6 protein-coding genes are annotated in these 21,972 nt (G+C 65.7%); all 6 read left to right on the forward strand.

What is annotated here, in order from left to right:
* Positions 1-1,016: 1,016 nt before the first annotated feature.
* The 6 genes from ACQR0U_RS13585 (at position 1,017) to ACQR0U_RS13610 (ending at position 21,942) form a co-directional block, all read left to right on the forward strand.
* The gene (locus ACQR0U_RS13585) at positions 1,017-3,533 is read left to right on the forward strand and encodes a M64 family metallopeptidase (protein WP_315751450.1); all 2,517 of its coding nucleotides are present in this window, start codon (positions 1,017-1,019) and stop codon (positions 3,531-3,533) included.
* On the forward strand, positions 3,526-7,032 hold the full coding sequence (locus ACQR0U_RS13590; RefSeq protein ID WP_434843259.1) for a DUF6603 domain-containing protein: 3,507 nt from the start codon (positions 3,526-3,528) through the stop codon (positions 7,030-7,032). The genes ACQR0U_RS13585 and ACQR0U_RS13590 overlap by 8 nt, the downstream gene beginning before the upstream one ends.
* A gap of 51 nt (positions 7,033-7,083) precedes the next feature.
* The gene (locus ACQR0U_RS13595; protein WP_434843258.1) at positions 7,084-10,380 is read left to right on the forward strand and encodes a hypothetical protein; all 3,297 of its coding nucleotides are present in this window, start codon (positions 7,084-7,086) and stop codon (positions 10,378-10,380) included.
* A 37-nt stretch (positions 10,381-10,417) separates the two neighbouring features.
* On the forward strand, positions 10,418-16,087 hold the full coding sequence (locus ACQR0U_RS13600) for a hypothetical protein (protein ID WP_434872168.1): 5,670 nt from the start codon (positions 10,418-10,420) through the stop codon (positions 16,085-16,087).
* On the forward strand, positions 16,080-17,963 hold the full coding sequence (locus ACQR0U_RS13605) for a hypothetical protein (protein ID WP_434843256.1): 1,884 nt from the start codon (positions 16,080-16,082) through the stop codon (positions 17,961-17,963). Before ACQR0U_RS13600 ends, ACQR0U_RS13605 begins: the two co-directional genes overlap by 8 nt.
* Positions 17,964-18,837: 874 nt before the next feature.
* Positions 18,838-21,942 (forward strand): DEAD/DEAH box helicase, encoded by a 3,105-nt coding sequence (locus ACQR0U_RS13610; RefSeq protein ID WP_434872169.1) that lies wholly within the window; start codon positions 18,838-18,840, stop codon positions 21,940-21,942.
* Positions 21,943-21,972: the final 30 nt, after the last annotated feature.

Here is a 21,972-nt window from a genome sequence, read left to right on the forward strand (position 1 = left end):
GCCAGGCTATGACGGTGGAAAGATATCTGGGCGGAAACCCGGGTTCTTGGATGCGATCGCCGGGCCGCTCGACGCTGGCCAAAAATCCCTCGTTCTTTTTATCGGAAATCATGCTTTACTCCGTTCATCCCGCCTCATGCAGAGGGCGTACGCGTCGTCACGATACGTGGAGGTGGGCTGCGATGGACGTGGATGCTGCGCCAGACGAGCGCTTGCGTCGCGGACGGCGAAGTCGTGTGGTCCCGGCCTCCCGATGCTGAGGTCAAGCCTGCTGTTGATGCGCAAGCGTCACGCGGGCGATGGGGGCAAGAAAGCCCGGTCCCCAAGGAGAGCACGAAGGACACCGTTAAAACTGATCGCGCAGGGAGGGCCGGGTCGTCCGGCTGGACCTGTGGTACCTGCCGCCTGCATTTTTTTTCGCAGGCGGGCCACGGGCCTCAGTCGAGGTCCGGTTCTCCCTGCGCCTCTCGTGTTTCGAGACGCGCGCGACCAACGCATTCCTCGGACTCATCGAGCCGCGAGACCGCGCGCGCACGCCTGAACCGACCGCAAGTGGCTGTTTGACATCTGAGTGACGTGACGATGCCTGTCGGCGCCCGTGACAACGCCGAGCAGCGTCGGGCCGAACCCATGGATAGGAGACGCGGTCAGTCGCAGTGCGTCTCAAGAGGCGTGACGCGGTCAGAAACCGGGTCACGCATCGGTCTCGTACCCCCGCGGGGACAGCGACGAACCCAGCGCCTTCCAATCGCTTCTCATCGGAAACCACGGAGCGTTCGTGTTCATCTGTGAACGATGACAACGAGATGCTCTACGCCGCCGGCATATGCAGCAGGATTGGCCCCAGTGATGGAGAGCTCCACTCGGCAAACGACGATTGCAGAAGGATATCGAAACAGTATCACGTTGAGGTTGTATTGAGAAGGCTTGGGTGTACAATCTTCGTGATGCCAGATTTCCGATGGGAACGACGGGCTTCCCAATAGTTCTGCTGGCTGAGAGAGGGTTGTGCCGGCATGCCTCTCATCGTCTATCCGCATTGCGACATGCACGTCGCGCTGAAGAAGCCCGCGACCAAGGTGCTGCCGTTCCGCGTGTTCGACCAGGATCTGCCGAACGGCTCGACGACCTACACGCTGACCGACGTCACCGCGGACTGCAATTTTCGAATCCTGGCGCCGTACAACCCGGTCGGGTCCCGGCTGACCAGCTTCGTGACGATCGATCCTGCGGCGCGCACCATCACCGGCGACGACGTCGGCACCAACCTCGTGGTGATCGAATACGGCCCCGGCTACATCGTCGCGCGTATCCAGGTGCACGACGATGTGCTCGGCTGGTGGTTCGGCAACTCCTCGATCACCACGGCGCTGCATCCGACGGTCGCCCACAGCCAGCCGACGCTGTGCGCGCTGTTCAGCGACGATCCGACCGGGACCGATCTCGTCGGCGACATCACCGGGCACGGCTTCGTCACGCTCAACTCGGCAAGTCCCGGCACCTTCGTGGTGGCAAATACGAACAATGAGGGACGGTTGAGGGGCGTGAGCGAGGGGGCAGCCCAGCTCGACGGCAGCTTCCTCGGTGTCAACCAGAGCCTGCCGGTGAAGGTGGTCGACTACGCCAAGATCCGCGACAACATCTCAACGGTGCGCGCCGGCGACCTCGCCAATGCCGCCGAGATGCACAACATCCTGTTCCTCGCCGAAGGCTTTCGCGCGTCCGAGAAGGACAAGTTCGACAAGATCGTGCAGGAAGCGGCGGACGGTCTGTTCTCGCAGAAGCGCCACGAGCCCTACGGCACGCTCGCGGGCAGTTTCAACGTATTCAAGGCGTTCCAGGCGTCGGAAGAGCAGGCGGTGACCTGCGGCTGGCGCGTCAACGACGAGGAGACCTCGGAGCTTAGCAGGGGCGGACCGATTCCGTGGAATTACAGCGTTTCGGACGACAAGAGCATCTACGAGGTCGACGAGCTCGTGGCCCGCGTCGGCCTGCCGCTCCGCAACGAGACTGCGACGCCGGCGCAATTGAAGGCGCGCTGGGCGGGTCAGTCGCTGCCCAACTACGATGCGGCGAAGGTCAACGACACCCTGATCGAAGCGTGGAGGAAGCAGAAATCGCTCGGCATCCTGGAGGCACGTGACACTTTCTACGGCCTGATGCTCGGCTCCCGCTGGGGCGACCGGTCGGCGAAGTCCGGGGCCGCTTTGACGATGCCGGCGGCGGATGCGGCGGGCGATGCCAACCTCGCGCCACTGATCGCCCGCGCCTATCAGTTCTTCAAGCCGGCCAGCGTCACCCGGCACCTTGCCCCGGATCCGCGCCGGCATCCGCCGGAGCTCGCTCGGAACGGCCGCGCGAACGTTGCGGCGCCGATCATGGCCTACCTGTCCGGACTGCGGCTCGGGTCGTCGCCGCATACCGCGCTCGGCGCCGAGTGGATACCGGACGGCACCTTCAAGCGCAGCCGCGGCCTGATCGCCATGATCACCAACGAGGACATGATCGGCGGCACCAATTTCAACCAGTCGACCGTGACCGCCAATTCGTTGCAGAGCCTGAAGACGCTCGACTTCGAATATCCGGCGACCAACACGGCGACGAAGAAGGTGATGCGGCGCAAGCCTGCCAGCGACATCGACGCCGACCTCACCGATATCATCGACACGGTCGCGCACGAATTCGGCCATTCCTTCAATCTCGGCGACGAATACGAGACGAGCGCCGAAGACAATGCGACCGCTTCGAGCGAGCAGGACAACATCGTCGCGCTCGCCGACATCTTTCAGGATCCGAGCTACGCCGCCAATCACTCCCGTCTGGTCGATCCGTCCAAGGTGAAATGGTTCGAACTTCTCAGGGTCCAGCTTTCGGCCAGGCTGACCCAGGCTTCGACCCAGCAGGGTGGCTCGATCGAGGTCAGGATCGACCCGCGCCAGATCCCGCGCTGGGTGCAGGCGAAGGCGGCCGGCCGCCAGGCGTTTCTCCGCCGCATCCAGATCACGGCGATCGGCCGGCAACTGCCGCTCACGTTCACCGATTCCGATTATCTCGTCAGACTCGACATCGGCGACATCGACCAGAACCTCGGCTCGATCCGGCTCGGCGGGCTGGAATTGCCGCCGGCGCCGTTTCCCGTGTTTCCGAAAGGCTCGCTGCTGTTCGTGCCGCGCCGCGACGATGCGGACGCGCTGGTCTATGTGGTGGAAAAGAAGGTGCGCGACTTCATCGCAGGCAACCATCTGCCGCTCAACAAGGATCCCGACTTCGCTCATGTGAACGACGAGGGCGACGACCCGAAGGACATCCCGAATTTCAAGCCGCCATGCAAGGCGCAGCGGCTGGTCGGCCTGTACGAAGGCGCATACAACTTCACCGGGCTGGTCTATCGTCCGGCTGGCGACTGCAAGATGCGGAACAACAGCGGCACCTTTTGCCATGTCTGCAAATGGCTGATCACCAACCGCGTCGATCCCGCGCTGCACGACGTCGTCGACCGCGAATTCTATCCGGAGGCCAAGAAAAATGGCTGAACCGGGTGCCCTCGAAACGATCGTCGCCGAGATCGGCAAGCTGCTGCTGCCGCTGCGGGCGGCGGTGGAGTCGCCGGCCGCGTTCCAGGGCCTGCTGCTCAAGCTGGGCTGGGATTCCGACGTGATTCCGAAGCCGATCGCCGATCTCGCGGTCGACTTGCAGCTGCTGTTCGATCGGCTCCAGGCGCTGGTCGGCGGCGGGCTGTCGCTCGACGGCGAAGTGGCGTCCGACGGCGAGGCGACGGTCGTGTCCGGCTCGCTCGAAGACGCCTTCAAGACCATCGAGGCGATCGCCGGCGTCGTGCAGGCGATCGACGACCTCGTCTCGGCGCCCGGCGGTGCATTTTCGGCGACGCTGAACGCCGATAATTTCAAGGGCGAGTTTCCGGGGCAGCTCGTCGGCTATCTCTTCATCACCTATCTGCGCAACCATCATCCGGGCATCGGTTTCGCGCTGCAGGCGCTCGGCGTCATCCGCACCCGCTATACCGCGCCCGCCGGTAACCGCCCGGACTACATCGACTACAGGTTCAGCTTCCCGGACCTGCCGAAGATCGTCTCCGACCCGGTGACACTGTTCGAGAACGCCTTCGGCTGGGGCACCGACAGCTTCGACTTCTCCAGCTTCGCGCGGCAGATCGACAGCCTCGCGGCCGGGCTCGGGCTCGACGTCCGGATGGTGGAGGTGCCGGATCGGGTCGCGCGCGCGCTCGAAGGCGGCCCTCCGATCGGGCGTGCCGCCGTGCGCAAGCGGCTCCGCTTGGTGTTCTTCGAGCGGGCGCGCGACGCGGGACGGCTATCGGCCGAGCTCGGACTGTTCCCGCTGCCAAAGTCCGGGAGCAAGAAGCCGGGCTTCGCGCTGCTGCCGTCGTTCAGCGGGCTGCTGTCGGTGCGGATGCAGCTCGGTCCGACGATCGCGGTGACGATCTCGAGCGACCTCGATCTCACCGGCGGTGTCGGCCTGATGGTGCGGCCGGGCAGCGGCATCGACATGGTGATCGGCTTCGCAGGCAGCGGCGCGCCGACGTCGGCCAAGGGCACCGCGCGCGTCGAAGTGGAATACTCCGCCATCTCCGGCAGCCCGACCATCGTTCTTGGCACCGGCGAGGGCACGCGGCTCGAATACCAATCGGTGAGCGGTGCCGGCGGTTTCACACTGGTGGCGGGCAAGGACGTCGAGGTGTTCGCCGAGGCGGACCTCAAGGGCCTCGCTTTCGTCCTCGACGCGTCCGGCTCGGACGGCTTCATCTCGACCATCCTGTCGGGCATCTCGACGCGGTTCGAGTTCGATCTCGGCCTCGGCGTCGCCTATCCGCGCGGCGTGTATTTCCGCGGCACCTCGCATCTCGAGATCCAGATCCCAGCGCATATCGACCTCGGTCCGATCCAGGTGCAGGGACTGACGCTCGCGGTGACACCGTCGGCTGACGGCCTCCCGATCGATATCGGCGCGACGCTGAAGGCGGCGCTCGGTCCGCTGGTCGCGGTGGTGGAAAACATCGGGCTGCGGACCGATCTCGCTTTTCCGGGGAGCGGCGGCAACCTCGGCCCGATCGATCTATCCTTCGGCTTCAAGCCACCGAACGGCGTCGGGCTGTCGATCGATGCCGGGGCGGTGAAGGGCGGCGGCTATCTCTTCATCGATCCGGACCGCGGCGAATATGCCGGCGCGCTGGAACTGAAGATCCTCGACTTCCTCTCGGTGACGGCAATTGGCGTCATCACCACCAAGATGCCGGACGGGTCAAAGGGCTTTTCCTTCATCGCCATCATCACGGTCGAGTTCAATCCCGGATTGCAGCTCGGTTTCGGCTTCACCCTGCTGGGAGTCGGCGGACTGGTCGGGCTCAACCGCTCGATGGACCTCGACGCGCTAGTCAACGGCGTGCGCGCCGGCTCGCTGGACTCGGTGCTGTTCCCGCACGACGTCGTCGCCAACGCGCACCGGATCATCTCCGACCTCCGCACCTTCTTCCCGCCAGAGCAGGGGACCTTCCTCATCGGCCCGATGGCGAAGTTCGGCTGGGGCACGCCGACGCTGATCAGCCTGTCGCTCGGGATCATCATCGAGATTCCCGGCAACATAGCCATCATCGGCAAGCTGACGGTGGCGATCCCGGACGAGCGGCTGCCGCTCATCATCATCCAGGTCGCCTTCATGGGCGCCATCGAATTCGACAAGAAGCGCGGCTGGTTCTTCGCCATCCTGTACGAATCCCGCGTGATCTTCATGCCGCTCGACGGCGGCATGGGCGTGCTCGCGTCGTTCGGCGGCGACGCCACTTTCATCGTCTCCGTCGGCGGCTTCCACCCGGCCTACAATCCACCGGCGCTGCCGTTCCCGCCGATCCCCCGGATCGCGATCAACATTCTCAACACGCCGGTGGCCCGCATCCGGGTCGACGCCTATTTCGCGGTGACGTCGAACACCGTGCAGTTCGGCGCACATGCGGAGCTGTATTTCGGCGTCTCGATCGCCAACATCGAGGGCCATCTCGCCTTCGACGCGCTGTTCCAGTTCTCGCCGTTCTATTTCATCATCACGATCTCTGCCTCGCTGTCGGTGAAGCTGTTCGGCGCGGGGCTGTTCAGTATCCGCTTCCGCGGCTCGCTCGAAGGCACATCGCCCTGGCACGTCGAGGGCACCGGGAGCATCTCGCTGCTGTTCTGGGACGTCGACGTCGACTTCTCCCACACCTGGGGCGACAAGGAGGACACCAGCCTGCCGCCGGTCTCCGTGCTGCCCCTGCTGGTGGCGGAATACTCGAAGGCGGAGAATTGGACTGCCGCGCTGCAGAACAGCAGCAGGCTGTTGGTGACGCTCAAGACCGTGGACGCGGGCTCCGATCTTGTCCTGCATCCGGTCGGGTCGCTCAAGATCACCCAGCGTGCGATCCCGCTCGGCATCACCCTCGACAAGATCGGCGCGCAGCGCCCGGACGACGCCAATTACTTCTCGGTCGCGACCGCGACGTCGGGCATCGAGAAGCGCGCCACCATCCGGGAGTCGTTCGCGATCGCCCAGTTCAAGGACCTCAAGGACGGCGAGAAGCTCAGCGCGTCCGACTACGAGGCCGAGGAGGCGGGGCTGGAGCTGTCGGTCACTGGCAACCAGGCAAAGACCAGCTATGTCACCAAGCGCATCGCCCGCTACGAAGAGATCATCGTCGACAACAATTTCAAGCGGGCCCGCCGGCGCTTCGTCACGCTCATCTCCGGGCTGTTCACGCACTTCCTGGCCAACAACGCCGTGGCGCGGTCCGAGATCTCGGCGAAGTCGCGCGATCTGAAGCACGTATTCGACGACAAGATCTCGGTCGATCAGGCGTCCTATGTGGTGGTGAGCCTGGCCGACAATTCGCCGATCGCCGGCGCGCCTGCGTCGTTCCAATCGCGCGCCAGCGCCGGCGAATTCATGGCGGCGGAGACGCGGCGCAATCCGAACTTCGCCAGCGAGGTCCATATCGTGCGCCCGCACGAGATGAAGCGCGCGGCGTAGCGGAGGCACGATGATGGCGGGCGATCCGGCGAGGCGGCGGGGAGGAGCGGGATGAGCGACACGATCGGCACCTATTCCTTCCTGCCCTGGCTGCGGCTCGGCGTGGCGAACAGCATCACGGCGGCCGACAACGACAACTCGGTGGCGCTGCGCGCGACGATCAAGGTCGACTTGTCGCTGGCCGGGCGGCCGGTCCAGGGCGACACGGATCTGACGGCGACGATTTCGCGCGATGTCGCGCTCTATGGTCCCGGGGACGTCGTCGGCATCGATCCGATGGCGGTGGTGAAGGTGGAGCCGCGTGACTGGATCACCAATTTCGAGCCGAACTACCTGCCCTTCGTTGAGTTCTACGACGAGGATTTTCCGTGGCGCTACACGCCAGCGGCGCCGGACGAGTCGCGCCACCGGCTGCGCCCGTGGCTCGCACTCCTGGTGCTCGAGGTGGAGGAGTTCAAGGAAGTCGCGGTGTCGTCGGCGCGGCCGCTGCCGGCGATCGAGGTGACGGGCGATCCGGCCTCGGTATTTCCGCCCGCCGACCAGCTTTGGGCCTGGGCGCACGTCCACGTCAACCGCGACCTGATCCAGCAGGACGGCGTGGTGGAATCGACCAATGCGGACCAGGCGAGGGCGCGACTGGAGAGCCTGCTGGCCAGCAATCCGGACTACGCCTATTCGCGCGTCCTGTCGCCACGTCAGTTGAAGCCGAACACGTCCTACCATGCGTTCGTGGTGCCGACCTTCGAGAGCGGCCGTCTCGCCGGCCTCGGAATCGCGCCGGCGGCGAATCCCGCGCTCTTCGCCACCCTGTCGGCCTGGGCGGACTATACCGACCGGCCGTTCCCGACGCTGCATCCGGTGTACAAGCGGTGGTACTTCAAGACTGGGACGGTGGGCGATTTCGAGTACCTCGTCCGCCTGTTGAAGCCGCGTCCGCCGGACTCGCGGCTCGGCCGCCGCGACATGGACACGCAGACGCCCGGCTCCGGGATGCCGCCCATCGCGGTCGCCGGGCTCCACGGGGTGCTGCGGCTCGGCGGCGCGCTCAAGGTGCCGGACGAGGCGCTGACCGGCGCGCAGGAGGCGGAAGCCGCGGCCTATGAGGGCTGGGACGAACCCTACGCGCACGAATTCGAGAAGGCGCTGGCGGGCTTCGTCAACCTGACCGACGACTATGCCCGCGAAGGCGCGCCCGACCCGGTGATCACGCCGCCGCTGTACGGCCGCTGGCACGCGGTCACCGAACGGCTGCTTGAGGAGGCAGACGGCAGCGACGCGCCGCAGCCGCGCAACTGGGTGCACGAGCTCAATCTGGACCCGCGGTTTCGCGTTCCCGCCGCGTTCGGCACGGCGGTCGTGCAGAAGAATCAGGAGGCCTATATGGACGCCGCCTGGGACCAGGTCGGCGACATCCTTGCGGCGAACCGGCGGATCAGGCTGGCGCAATTCGCCAAGGCCGCAGCCGCGATCTGGCATGCGCGCCATCTCGGGCCGCTGAAGGATCTCAGTGCGGAACGCGGGCTGACAATGATGGCGCCGGTGCAGCGCCGGGTGATCGCCGACGGCTTCACGCTGCGCCATCGGCTCAAGGAAAGCACGGTGCCCCGCGCGGCGCTGTCCGCGCCGTTCCGGCGCGCGGTCCGGCCGCGCGACCAGCTCGCGGCGACGCTCGGCTTCGACTCGCCGAAAGGCGCCGAAGAGCTGCTGGAGAAGGTCAATCGCGGCGAGGTCAGCGCGGCGCCGCCGCGGGTCACCCCGGAAGCCTTGCCGGTGGTGGAGGATGTCGCCGCGCAGCTTCAGCCGAAGTCGCTGCCCGCGGAGCTGACCAACTGGCTCACCAAGCACCGCTGGGCGAAGTGGGTCCTACTGGTCGTTCTGCTGTTGCTCGCCGTGCTGCTGCTGGCCGTCGCCGTCCCGCTCGCGATCGTGGTCGCGGCAGCGGCGCTGGCGCTGTTCCGATGGCTGGTGCGGCTGGAGAAGCAGGCCGGCATCGCGACCGGCGTGTTGCCGCAAGGGGCTTCGCCCGAGATCATCGACGCGCTGCCGGGCTTTCCGTCGTTCACCATCCGCGATCCCGATCCCGCCGCGCCTGAGCCCGTCGGCGGCGCTTCGTCCGCCGACAGCCCGGAGGCGGCGCGCTTCAAACTGGCCCTCAAGGATCTCAACCGGCTGCTCACGGTCAGCGCCGATCTCGGCAAGCCGCCGTTGCGCAAGCCGATCGACATCGCCGCGCTCGGAGCGTCGACTTTCGCTGCGATTGATCCCGACAAGACGGTGCCCGCCTTCACCTTCTCCTCGATCACCATTCCGCCGCGAGTGCTGGCCATCAACGGGATCGCGACGCTGCTGCAGCCGGAAGTGTTCAAGCCTGTGATGGCATATCCGGAAATCGACCTGCCGATGTACAAGCCGCTTCTCGGTCTGTCCGACGAGCACTTCCTGCCGAACATCGACAAGATTCCGCAGAACACGATCACGCTGCTCGAGACCAATCAGCGTTTCATCGAGGCCTACATGGTCGGCCTCAACCATGAATTCGCCCGCGAGCTGCTGTGGCGCGAATATCCCACCGACCAGCGCGGCAGCTGCTTCCGCCAGTTCTGGGACCCGAGCGGCGTGATCGACCGGGAGGGCCTGTCGAAGGACGAACTGCGCGAAAAGCTCCGCGATATTCCGCCGCTCCACACCTGGTCGCTGTTCTCCAAGCTCGGCGATCACGACCATCGCGAGAAGCCGGGCGAGAACGAGGAGGAAGTCGTCCTCGTCATCCGCGGCGAGCTGCTGAAGAAATATCCCACCGCGGTGATCTACGCCCAGAAGGCGCGCTGGCAGCGCGACGACGGCGGCGCGATCAATCCCCGCGTCGAGCGGGTGCTGGAGACCGACGGTCCGGTGGAAGACCGCCTGCGCACGCCGCTCTACGAAGCCAAGGTCGATCCCGACATCACCTTCATTGGCTTCGACCTGACCTCGAAGGAGGCAAAGGGAGGCACTGGCCGCGGCAATTCGACGGCGCCGGGCTGGTTCTTCGTCATCAAGGAGCGGCCCGGCGAGCCGCGCTTCGGCCTCGATATTTCTCGCGACGGGCCGCTCAACGTCTGGAACGACCTCGCCTGGCCTGACGTGCTGTCCGACGCCGACAAGGGCTTTCTGCAGATCAGGCCGGGCGGGCCGACCCTCACCCTGGACGATCCGGTGGCGCCGGAGCTGCAGGAGAAGAAACAACAGTACGACGAGGACAAGGCGCTACGCTGGCATCCGGACAGCAACTCCGCGGAGCTCGCCTACATCCTCTACCAGGTTCCCGTGCTGGTCGCGGTGCACGGCAGCGAGATGCTGCCGAACTGATCGCGCAGCGGACACGACAGGGGGCGGCGGAGGCGAAATGTCCGAGTTCGATGATATCCGCAAGGAGCTGGAAGCGTCGCGCGCCGCGGCCGATGCGACGTCGCGCGAGATCGGCCGGCTTCGCCACACCCGCGCGCGGCTGATCCGCGACCGCGCACGGGCCGAGCGCGTCAGCAAGGGCGCCGATGATCCGGCGCTGGCGGCGATCGACAAGGAGACCAAGGCGGCGGCCTCCGAGATCGAGCGGCTGGGCGGCGCGCTGAAGGCGGCGAAGGACGAAGTGGTCCGCAATAGCGGGCTGTTCGCGAACTTCACCGACCCACGCCGCAACATCGGCCTGCTGTCCGATCAGACGCCGATCCTGCTGATGCCGCTGCGGATCGAAACGCGCTTCAAGCAGGCGGCGGAATTCGGCGGCGACCGCGACGAGCTGTGGGTCCGGGTTTATCCGGACGACATCGCGGTCGACAGCTTCGAGGAGGCGTTGTCGGAAGACGAGGTGAAGCGCGCCCAGGCCTATTGGGCCGACGTCTGGCGGGCGAACCACGACCCCGCCGGGGAGCGGGCCGCCTGGCGAACGCTCGTGAGCGGACAGGGCTCGGGGCGGTCCTACTACGTGACCCAGACTCATCGCCCGCTCAACGAGGCGGCGCGACCGGCCAGGGTGGAAGGCGTGCCGACCGTGATCCTGACGGTGGTGACCAGCGCGCCGCTGGCCGATCCCGAGCGAGGTGCGGTCAGCGCATTCTGGACCGCGCTGTGGCGCGCCGGCACGGATGTGGCCGCGCAGACGGACGCGATCGCCGCGCTCGATAACGCGCTCGGGGCCGAGCGCGCCGCGGCGGTCCGTGAGGCGTACCGGCCGCGGAATCTCGCCGACGCGCCGCCCGAGGGCGCGGACCGCGCGACCACCACGGTCATCGCCGCGTATCTGGAGTTTCCCGCCGCGGACGCCACGCCGATGCGCGAGACCGGTTGGTCGCAGCCGGCGACCGCGCGGACCTTGCCTGATCGCCTCGTCCTGCTCGGCTACAACGGCGGAACGCTCGAACTCGAGCAACTCGGAAAACCGATTCGGTCGCCGCTGCCGGTCACGCCGTCGCCGACCGGAACGGACGACGCGTCGGTCGCGCACGACGGCGACGACATCACGTTCGGTCCGGAGCTCGAATGGGTGCGCAACTTCGACCGCGCCGTCGAGATCGGCATGGGATTCCGGGTGCCGCTAACGCCGCCCGCCTTCCGCCGCGGCTTCGATCAGTTGATGGTGCTCGGTGTGCGGCTCGGGGCCGATGCAGACGCCGGCCGGGTCGCGCTGGAGCAGTTGTTCACCCATCATCATCAGTCGAAGGCGGGGTTCTCGATCCTGCCGCAGGGCCAGCCGACCAACAACGTCGAGGGCGAGGGCGCCGCCTACAGCTGGCGCGAGGAGTCCGACGTCAGCTTCGATCACTACTTCGGCACTCCGCCCCTGGACCCCGACGGATGGTTCGAGCGGACAGACGGACGCTGCCTCGCCGCCACGCTCGGTCTCGATCCGGCCGCGCTGGCGGCGATCCCCTTCTATCATCGCCACGACGTCAACGACGCCCGCGCCATGAACACGGCGCTGTGGCCGGCCACGCTCGGCTACTTCATGGAGAGCATGCTTCATCCGGTCTTCGACGATTCGACGGCGGAGCGGACCCGCGACTTCTTCGTCCGGCACGTGTCGGCACGCGGGCCGATGCCCACGATCCGCGTCGGTCGTCAGCCCTACGGCATCCTGCCGGCGACGCCGCGCTCGCGCATCCAGTGGATCTTCGCGGGGTCGAACGTCGCGGTCGGGGCCGCGCACGCGCCGGACGATCCGGAATTGCGGTTCCTGACGCGGTTGTATCAGTTGCTGCGCAAGGTCGAGGCCGATCTCGAGCCGCTGATGTCGCGGGTGTCCTACATCGGCAAGCCGGGCGGCGACCGTCATCAGATATTGCTCGATGTCCTCGGCCTGCACGCCGGATCGGTGGAATTCCAGCAGCGCTTCGCCGAAAGCTTCAAGGAACTGTACAACCGCCTCGCGATGCAGGGGGCGGGCGGCGCCTTGGTCGCGCTCCTGCTCGCCGCGGGCTATGTCGGAAGCGGGCTCGATCTGCTGAAGCAGCTCGGCTACACGCCGCCCGAGGGGATCGAGGTGCCGGACATCCTCGAGAAACTCTTTCTCAATGCGCCCAACCAGCTCAAGGGCCCGCTGATCGACGACCGTCCGTTGTCGGAGACCGAGCAGATCCGCGCCTACACCGCCGGCGGCGACAACTACATCGGCTGGCTGATCAAGGCTGCGGCGACCTCACACGATGCGCTGCGGCTGCAGCAGGGCTTCACCCAGCGCCCGAACGCGCTGCTGTATCTCATGCTGCATCACGCGCTCGACCTGAGCTTCGTCGAGACCAGCATCCGCCTGTTCTTCAATGCCGGGCTGATCGGCGAGACCGAGTTGAAGGCGGCGCGGCGCGAGCCGAAGTTCTTTCAGGTCGAGGAGGCGAGCCTCGCCGTGCCGGCTGCGGCCGGCGGCAGCCGCTGGCGCTACCTCCACCGCAGCGACGCCGCGGTCACCGGAACGGGACTGAGGACGGTCGGCGAGTTCATCCCGACGGTGCTGACCTCGATGGTCGCCACCGCGTATCTCAAGCGCCAGCTCGATGCGCTCGAACGGCTGAAGAGGTCCCCGACAGCGGTTCTGGAACGGGTGTTCGCCGAGCATCTCGACCTCTGCACCTACCGGTTCGACGCCTGGTACGGCGGCATCATGAGCCGCCAATTGGAACGGATGCGCTATCCGCACGGTGCCGGCCGGGGGACCGCTCAGCCGGGCGCACCGGCCGGCGAGGCGAAGACCGGAATCTATCTCGGCGCCTATGGCTGGCTCGAGAACGTCAAGCCGGAGTTCAAGAAGCTGACGGCGGTCGAACTGCCGGCAAACCTCGCGGCGATCTTCGCCGATCCGGATGCGCCGCCGCTGATGCGCGACCGCAGCAACCAGGGCTACATCCACGCGCCGTCGCTGAACCAAGCGGTGACCGCCGCGGTGCTGCGCAACGGCTATCTGTCCAACGCCACGCCCGACAATCCCGGCAGCCTCGCCGTCAATCTCAGCTCGGAACGAGTCCGCATCGCGCTGTCGATCATCGAGGGAATGAAGGGCGAGCAGAGCCTCGGCGCGCTGCTCGGCTACCAGTTCGAGCGCGGCCTGCACGATCGCCACGACGTCGAAGTGGACGGGTTCATCTACGACCTCCGCAAGGTGTTCCCGCTGGTCGGCGACCGGCTGGCTCCGACGCTTACCGGCCGGCTCGACGCGTTCGGTCGGCGACTGCGGATCAACCGGGTGGAGGCGCGCAACGTCATCGACGGCCTTGCTTTGGTCGAACACATCAAGACCAGCGGCGTGAGCAGCTACCCGTTCGGCCACGATGCCGACCTGCCGGCGGCGAGCCCGCAGCAGGCCGCAGCGATCACCGCCGAGGCCGCGCGGATTGCCGACATCGCCGACGCGGTCGCCGACCTCGCGATGGCAGAGAGCGTGCATCAGGTGGTGCAGGGCAATTACGACCGCGCCGGCGCCGTGCTCGACACCTACTCCAAGGGAAAATTCCCGGCGACCCCCGACGTGGTGCGCACGCCGCGGTCGGGGGTGACGCTGACCCATCGGGTGGCGCTGCATCTCAAGGCCGGGCTCGACCCGAACGACGGCGCGCTGACATCGCCGCGGGCGAAGGCGGAGCCCGCGCTCAACGCCTGGCTCGCGGGCATTCTGCCGCCGCCGGCAGCGGTCGCCTGCTCGGTGACGGTCACCGACCCGCTCGATCTCTCCTCCGTCACCTACAACGTGACGCAGGCCGATCTCGGCCTGCTGCCGATCGACCTGCTGTATCTGCTCGATCCGGACAACGATCCAGCCGCCAAGGCGCTCGACGATCTGATCGAAGCGCATGTGATCGCCGTCCATGCACCGCGCCCGGACGCAATGCTGACGATCGCCTACCGCGAGAGGATTGAGGCGATCGCCGGGCATGTGCCGCTGTTCGAACTGTCGGCGTTGGTGCGGCATCTCAGAAGCCTGCTACTGCGTTCACGTCCGCTCAAGGCGAGCGACATGGCGATGGCCGGCGAGGCGAACGAGGCGGTCGATCTCGACGCGGCGCTCGCGCGCGAGCGGGCAACGCTGCCGCGCGATCTGCTCGCCGCGCGGCTTGCGGATCTCGACGCCTTCCGTACGGCGCTGCAGGCCCGCCTCGACGCCAAGCAGGAGGCCCAGATCGCCACGGAGATCGAGCAGACGATCACCGGCTTCGTATCGGTGATGCAGGGTCTCGGTCCATTCGCGGCGTTGCAGACCGGTACCGGTGCCGTCTACGCCGACCGGCGGCGGATCTTCTCCCAGTTGCACGCCGTACTCGCCGGCTACATCGCTCGATGGACCAGGCAACTCGCCGAGTTCGACGCACGCATACTCGCCTACGACGCTGATTCCGGCGCGCCGGACGCGGCGAAGTTCCTGGCGCTGCGGGTGGCCGAAAAGCTGATCGCGACCACGGCGACCGACCCTCTACCGGCGCAGCCGGACGATTTCCGCGACGATCTCATGAGCGGCAAGCGCGCCGCCTTCGTTGGACAGCGCGCCGTTCTGATCATGCTCTACGACAATGCGTCCGATCTCGCCGCCCTGCATGACGGCATCGAGGCGTCGAAGGCTGCGAACGCCGCGTTCGACGCGGCGGCGATCGACATCGCGGCACAGCGCACGGCGATCGTCGCCCTCGCAGAGGACATGGCGAAGCGCACCGCCGCGCTCGCGCTCGAACTGACGACGCGGCTGCCGGCGATCCAGGCCCGGCTCGATCAATACGATGCCGCGGCGGAGGCGAAGAACAAGATCGAGGCATTGACCGCCGCGGCGAAGCTGCTGTTCGGCGAAGATTTCAAGATCGTTCCGGATTTCGGTCTGCCAGCGGCGCAGGCCGGCGAATGGAGCAACGCCTGGGGCGCGGGGGCGCAGGCGGACGAGGCCATTCTCGGGTTCCTCAAGACGACGATCGGACGCCGCTTTCCGCTCGACGACTGGTTCACGGGTGTCGCGCGGGTGCGGTCGAAGCTGCACGATCTGGAAGCTTCGCAGCATCTCGCCGACGCGTTCACGGGGGCGGGCGTCGCGCTGCAGGCGCTGCAATTTCCGCATCGCCCCGAGTTGCCGTGGCTCGGACTCGAATTCCCGGAGACCGATGCCGACGGAAAGCCGTTCGTGATCGACGAGGACAAGCTGCTCTATACCGCGCATTTCGCCGAAAGCTTCGACCCGGCGCGGCGGCAACTCGGGCTGTTGCTCGACGAGTGGACCGAAGTGATCCCGCGCCCGACCGAGGATACCGGTCTGGCGTTCCACTTCGACCGGCCAAACGCCGAACCGCCGCAGACTCTGCTGCTGGCGTTGCCGCCGAAATTTGTCGGCTCGTGGCAGTGGCAGGATCTCGTCGACACGGTACGCGAGACGATGGACCTCGCCAAGAAGCGCGCGATCGAGCCCGACCACGTCGACACGACCGCCTATGCCCGCTTCCTGCCGGCGCTGGTGTCCGCCGTGGCCTTCCATCCGATCACGGCCTCGCTCAACTTCGCTTTCAACAACAACCTCGCCGCGGTGCTGGCCGAGACGGAGACGGGCAATGGCTGACTATGTCGCGGTTCAGAACCTCTCCGCCGTGTTCTCCGGCAAGGTGAAGCTGCCCACCATCACGTTGTGGAACAGGCTCGAGGGCCGTCCACGCACGCACGATTTCGACCGCGCGCTCAAGGCCGAGGTCCGTGATCCGCTGTGGCTGCTGACGAAGCAGTGGCAGATGGGCGAGTTTCAGGGTGACGACGCCGGCTCGCCCGTCGTCGCCAAGGTGCACATCGAGACCACCGAACTGACGAAATACCGCGCGGCCGGCAATCCGCCGGAAGCGTTCGCCGACGACGTGCCGCTCGAAGCCAAGGTCGAGCGGCGGCCGATCCCGTTCCGTCTCGCCGGCCAGAAGATCGCGTTCGATCTCCGCATCGCCCTGGGCCGGCGCTGGCTGAAGCTCGTCGCCGGCATCGAGCCGGGGCTTGCCCAGCAATTCATCGCGGCGCTGCCGGTCGCCATGCCAGATCCGGCGCTCAAGGCCGATGCGCCGGTCGCCGCCCATCGCGAAGCCTGGCAGACGATGGCGGCGCTGGCCGGCCGGTCGATGGACGGCTACGACCTCGTCGAGCATCTGACGGCCGCGCCCGGCAATCACGCGCACGACCTCGTCGTGCTCGGCAATCCGGCCAGCACTGCTGCGATCGAGACGGCGGAGGCGGAATTCCTTGGGTGGTACCGGGAGGCGTTCTACCAGCCCGCCGCGGGTGCCGCCGATGCCTGGCTGCCCGATCGCCTCGAATACGCCTTTGCAGCGTCGGCGCCCAAGGCGGGCGGCGAGAAGCTCGTGGTCGCCGACGAATACTTCCAGGGGCATCTCGACTGGTACAACTTCGACGTCGACGCCTCCGGCGCAGGACTCGGTGACCTCGCGGACGCGCCGCCGCCGGCCGCCGTCGAGACGACCTTTACGGCGTCGTTCATCCCGGCGCCGATCCAGTTCGACGGGATGCCGAACACACGCTGGTGGACCTTTGAGGAGGGACGAACGAATTTCGGCGACATCGATCCGGAGACGACGGACGTCAACAAGCTGCTGCTGATCGAATTCGGCCTCGTCTACGCCAACGATTGGTTCCTGATGCCGTTCACCGTGCCGGCCGGGGCGGTCACCCGGGTCGCCGGCATGAGCGTGACCAACGTCTTCGGCGAGCGGATCTGGGTTGAAGCCGCGGGCAAGGGCACGGACGCCGATTGGCAACGCTGGTCGATGTTTACACTGGCGACGAAGGGGAGCGACGACATTCCCGCCGATCTCAGCCTGTTCATCGTGCCCAGCGTGCCGAAGATCCAGGAGAGCGAGCCGCTGGAGTCGGTGGAACTGTTCCGCGACGAGATGGCCAACATGGTGTGGGGTGTCGAGTCGCGGGTGATGTTGGCTTCGGGCGACAGCAAGAGCGGGCGCAGCGCTGCGCTCGACACCCGCCGCTATTTCCGTCGCCTGGTGGAGGAGAGCCTGCCGCCGGACCCACCACCTGCGCCGCCGATCGAGAACGACGCCGCGATCCGCTATCGGCTGATGAGCGAGATGCCGGAGAACTGGATCCCATTCATCCCGGTGCACATCGACAACGACAGCCGCGAGATCCAGCTGCGTCGCGCCGCAATGCTGCGGGTCATCGACCGTGACCCGGATCCGCCGGTGCGCGTCGAACCTCGCACCGATCTGCTGCGCCACGGTCTCGACCTCCCGCAGCAGCAGGGCTACAATCTCCATGAGGAGGAGGTGCCGCGCGCGGGCATTCGTGTCACCCAGAGCTTCCAGCGCACGCGCTGGTACAACGGCCGCACTTTCGTCTGGCTCGGCATCCGCAAGGAGACCGATCGCGGCGAGCGGTCGAGCAAGCTTGCTTTCGACGCGATCCTTCCGAAGCGGAAGGCATGAACGCATGAAACGTCACCGTCGATATGGCGTGGCGCGGCCGCCGGCGGTGGAGGGGTGAACGGGCGCGCGTCATTCCCAAGTCGGCAATTTCTCGCGCGACGGCAGACGCCCGGCACCCCAAGATTACGTAGCGGCCAGCAAGTGTGAATATCCGAAGACCCGTTCTCAACCTCAGCGCTTCCTTCATGACATAGGCGCAACGGAGAGCGAGCACGAGGAACGGCGTTCAAGATTGAGCGCGGAGAAGTTCGCCTTGATTGTGCCGAATCGAGGGTTACTGCGTTATTGTACGTTGCGGCTTCAGCAGCTTCGGCAGAAGCCCTTAGCCATAAGGGCAGAGATCACGCGGGATCGCTCATAGCATGGGCAACCGCAGGCTCTGCTCAAACCTGGTGATGGGTAGTCCCACCGCAGGCCGTCTCAGCCGGGCTCGTGAATTCTGTGCAGCCCAGTCACCAAGGCGGTAATCACGCTTATCACGGCGCTCGTACCATGGTCATTCAAGAACGAATCTCTGCGTCATGGTTGTCATGGCACCCCAGTCTGCCACGTGGAGCGCGACGATGGTGCTGGTTGGTGACACCGTCGCACTTAAGGGGAGAACGGTGATCGACACTCCGAAGTTTGGATCCCTTGAATCCGTCGAATCCGCTAAAGCTCGACAAAGATTCGCAGGCTTGCCTCGCATTCGTCAATTCAGCACGAGAATTCAGTGACCACTGCTCTTCGTACGCCCCGTGGCTCAACGCCGCGCAAGAACACATCAGCAAAGCGCTCCGCGTCACCAAAGGCCGCCCCGCGGAAGAAGACATCTGTTGCGGCAACAACGAAGGCTCCGATCCGGACTGGCATTTCCTCCTCGTCGCCACTGGGCATGTTGGCGCTGTATCTTACCGCGCGATGGCGCGCTTCGGGCCGGGGCGGACTTGTGTTTCTCGCCGAAAATGAGAGCCGAGCCGAGCTGTTGGGTTCGATCATCCCAGTTATCGAGCCGGCCTGTGATGTGCTCGTCTATCCCCGTTTGAACACGCTTCCGTTCGATCAGCTTGAGCCTTCACGTGATATCGCGGGCCGGCGGAGCTCCGTCTTGAGACGCCTTGCCAGGGCAAAGAAGCCGATCCTGCTGATCGCGACGGCGGAGGCCATAATGGAGCTCCTGCCGTTGCCTGCGAACTGGTCTCGTATCGGATTTCTCCTTCGGACCGGGGCCGTCTTTTCCGAGGAAGACCTCGAGGCCCGTCTGAAAGCTCTCGGGTACGACCTGGACGACAGTCCGGATTATCCCGGTGGAGTTTTGTTTCACGGCAACACCTTCGAGATCTTCCCGGCCGGCGCGTTCGGACCTTTTAGGATAGAGCATTCCGGAGGGAGAATCCGGCGTATTGCAGCGATCAATCCGATAGACCAGGAGGTGATTTCCGAAACGAAGGAACTCCTGATTGACCCGATGTCCGAGCGGCTGGCGTTCACGGGCCGGGCTCGAAGAAGGTCCAGCCTATTGGACTATTGTGCGCGCGCCAAATGGATCGCCGACAGCACCGTGCCCAGGCACGCCGACACCTGGTTGAGCACGATCGAGGATGCGGCCGCCCGCAGTGAGCGTGACCGTGCCTATCTCAGCCGACGCGAATGGGAGCTGGCGGCCAGGAAGATCACTGTGTTGCCGCCAACCACTCCGTATCGTGCGACGCCAGAGTTCTACAAGGCAGCCTCTCCGCGGAAGGCGCTCCGTGCATTTATCGAGGAAGCCCAGCGCGGAAGCGCACGTGTGCTTTTCGTCGCTGCGGTCGAAGCTGATTTGCGTGTGATGGCCCGGATGAGCGCTATCAAGGCCGAATGCGTGCCCGATTGGACGCACGCGACCGCAAGGGGCAGGCAGCAGGCCGCATTGTTGGCAGGCTTCGATGCGGGCTTTGTCGTTCCTGGAAAGAAGCCGCTCGTGGTCATCACTGCTGCCGACGTGCTCGGCAGCAGGGCACACCAACCGCAACCGATGAACTGGGCATGGACGCCCGGCTTCGATTCGGGAGATCTCCCCGAACTCGGATCCGTGGTCGTTCATCTGCAACGTGGACTCGCACGCCTTGGCGGCCTGAGATCCATGGGCACGGGAGATCTTTCGGCGCGCGAGATGGTCAGGTTGGTATTTGCCGGAAACGACGCCGTTCTCGTTCCTCTCGCAGAATTGGCGCTGATCTGGCCGTACGCCGCTGAGCTCGGAGACACCTCGCTGGACAAGGCCGACGGCAGCTCGTGGCGGCCGCGGCGAGCCGCTGCCGAGACGGAGATTCACGTGGTCGCAAAGGAGCTGGCCAAGCAGATGAGTCAGCGCCGGCGGCGCCCGGCTCCGAAGCTCGTGCCGCGCCCTGCTGTCTATGAGAAGTTCGTCGCGCGGTTTCCCTATTTCACCACCGCCGATCAGGCGAAGGCCATCCGCGACGTTCTGGATGATCTTGCATCGGGGCACCCGATGGACCGGATCGTCTGTGGAGACGTCGGCTTTGGCAAAACCGAGGTGGCGCTGCGCGCAGCGGCAGCCGCCGTGCTGGCCGGAAAGCAGGTCGCTATCGTCGTGCCGACGACAGTGCTGGCACGACAGCATGTCGAAACCTTCCGCAAGCGCTTTGCGCCTCTTGGCATCGATGTTGGAAACCTGTCGCGGGTTGCCTCGACCGCCGAAGCGCGGGAGGTAAGGGAGCGCCTCAAGAGCGGAGAACTCAGGGTCGTCGTCGGGACCCTCGCGCTCGCATCCAAGGAGGTGAGATTTGCCGAACTTGGCCTGATCATCATTGACGAGGAGCAGCATTTCGGCGCTGCCGAGAAAGCTATGCTGTCGGGCCTCAATAAGAACGGCCACCGGCTCTGGATGAGTGCGACACCGATCCCCCGCACACTTGCGGCCGGCTTGACGGGCTTGAGGGATCTCAGCGTGATCGCAACCCCGCCGGTCCATCGTGTTCCGGTTGCCACCAAGGTGGCACCGCTTTCGGACATAGCTATCGCCGCAGCGCTGGTTCGTGAGCACAGACGTAACGGTCAGAGTTTTGTCGTTTGTCCGCGGATCCAGGATCTCGATCCCATGCTCGCCAGGATCCATGCGCTGGCGCCGGAACTACGTATCATTGCTATTCACGGCAAGATGCCGACGGACGAGATTGACGAGAGATTGATGGGGTTCGTCGAAGGCCGTGCCGATGTACTACTTGCGACCAACATCGTGGAAAGTGGCCTCGATATCCCACGTGCGAACACCATCGTTGTGTGCTGGCCCGAAAAATTCGGCCTGGCACAATTGCATCAGCTGAGGGGGCGAGTAGGACGGGGCGGCATCCGGGCGTTTGCACATTTCCTGACGGAAGGCGGCTCCGAACGCTCGGAAAAGCGGCTTTCCGTTCTCGAGGAATTGAGCCGTCCGGGCGCTGGCTTCGCGATCAGCGCTCGCGACCTCGATCTTCGCGGCGGCGGCGACCTGCGCTCCGATCGACAATCCGGCCACATGCAGGTGTTCGGACCGACGCTCTATGGCCACCTTCTCACGCTTGCCCTGGAGGGAGACCGCGATGGAATGTCCGCGCTGTGGATCCCTGAGTTGAATCTTCCCATCCCTGAGCTGCTTCCCTCGAGCTATGTGCAATCGGAGGCGGTCAGGCTGGAGATCTACGCTCGAGCCGCCCGGTGCCGGAGTGATGACGAGCTGGAGGAGCTCGAGGATGAAACGCACCGCCGATTCGGCAAGCTGCCCTCCGAGGCCAGCAATTTCTTTGCTGTCGCCAAGCTCAGGATAAGTTGCAGGCAACGGGGGATCATGCGTCTCGATGTCGGCCCGGATGCGATTGCTGCAACCATGCTCGCAGGGAGGATCGGTAAATTACGCTCGCGGTCACTGCAGCGCGAGGGCGATCGCGTCGTCTATCCCGGGCGCAGCGATGAACCTGCTTTACGACGGGTCGAACAGTTCTTGGATCTGCTGGACGAATGACGAGGGATGCGCCACTCAACTTGAAGCGGT

Origin of the sequence: Bradyrhizobium sp. HKCCYLRH3097 (assembly GCF_051167875.1) — a bacterium.
Taxonomy (GTDB): domain Bacteria; phylum Pseudomonadota; class Alphaproteobacteria; order Rhizobiales; family Xanthobacteraceae; genus Bradyrhizobium.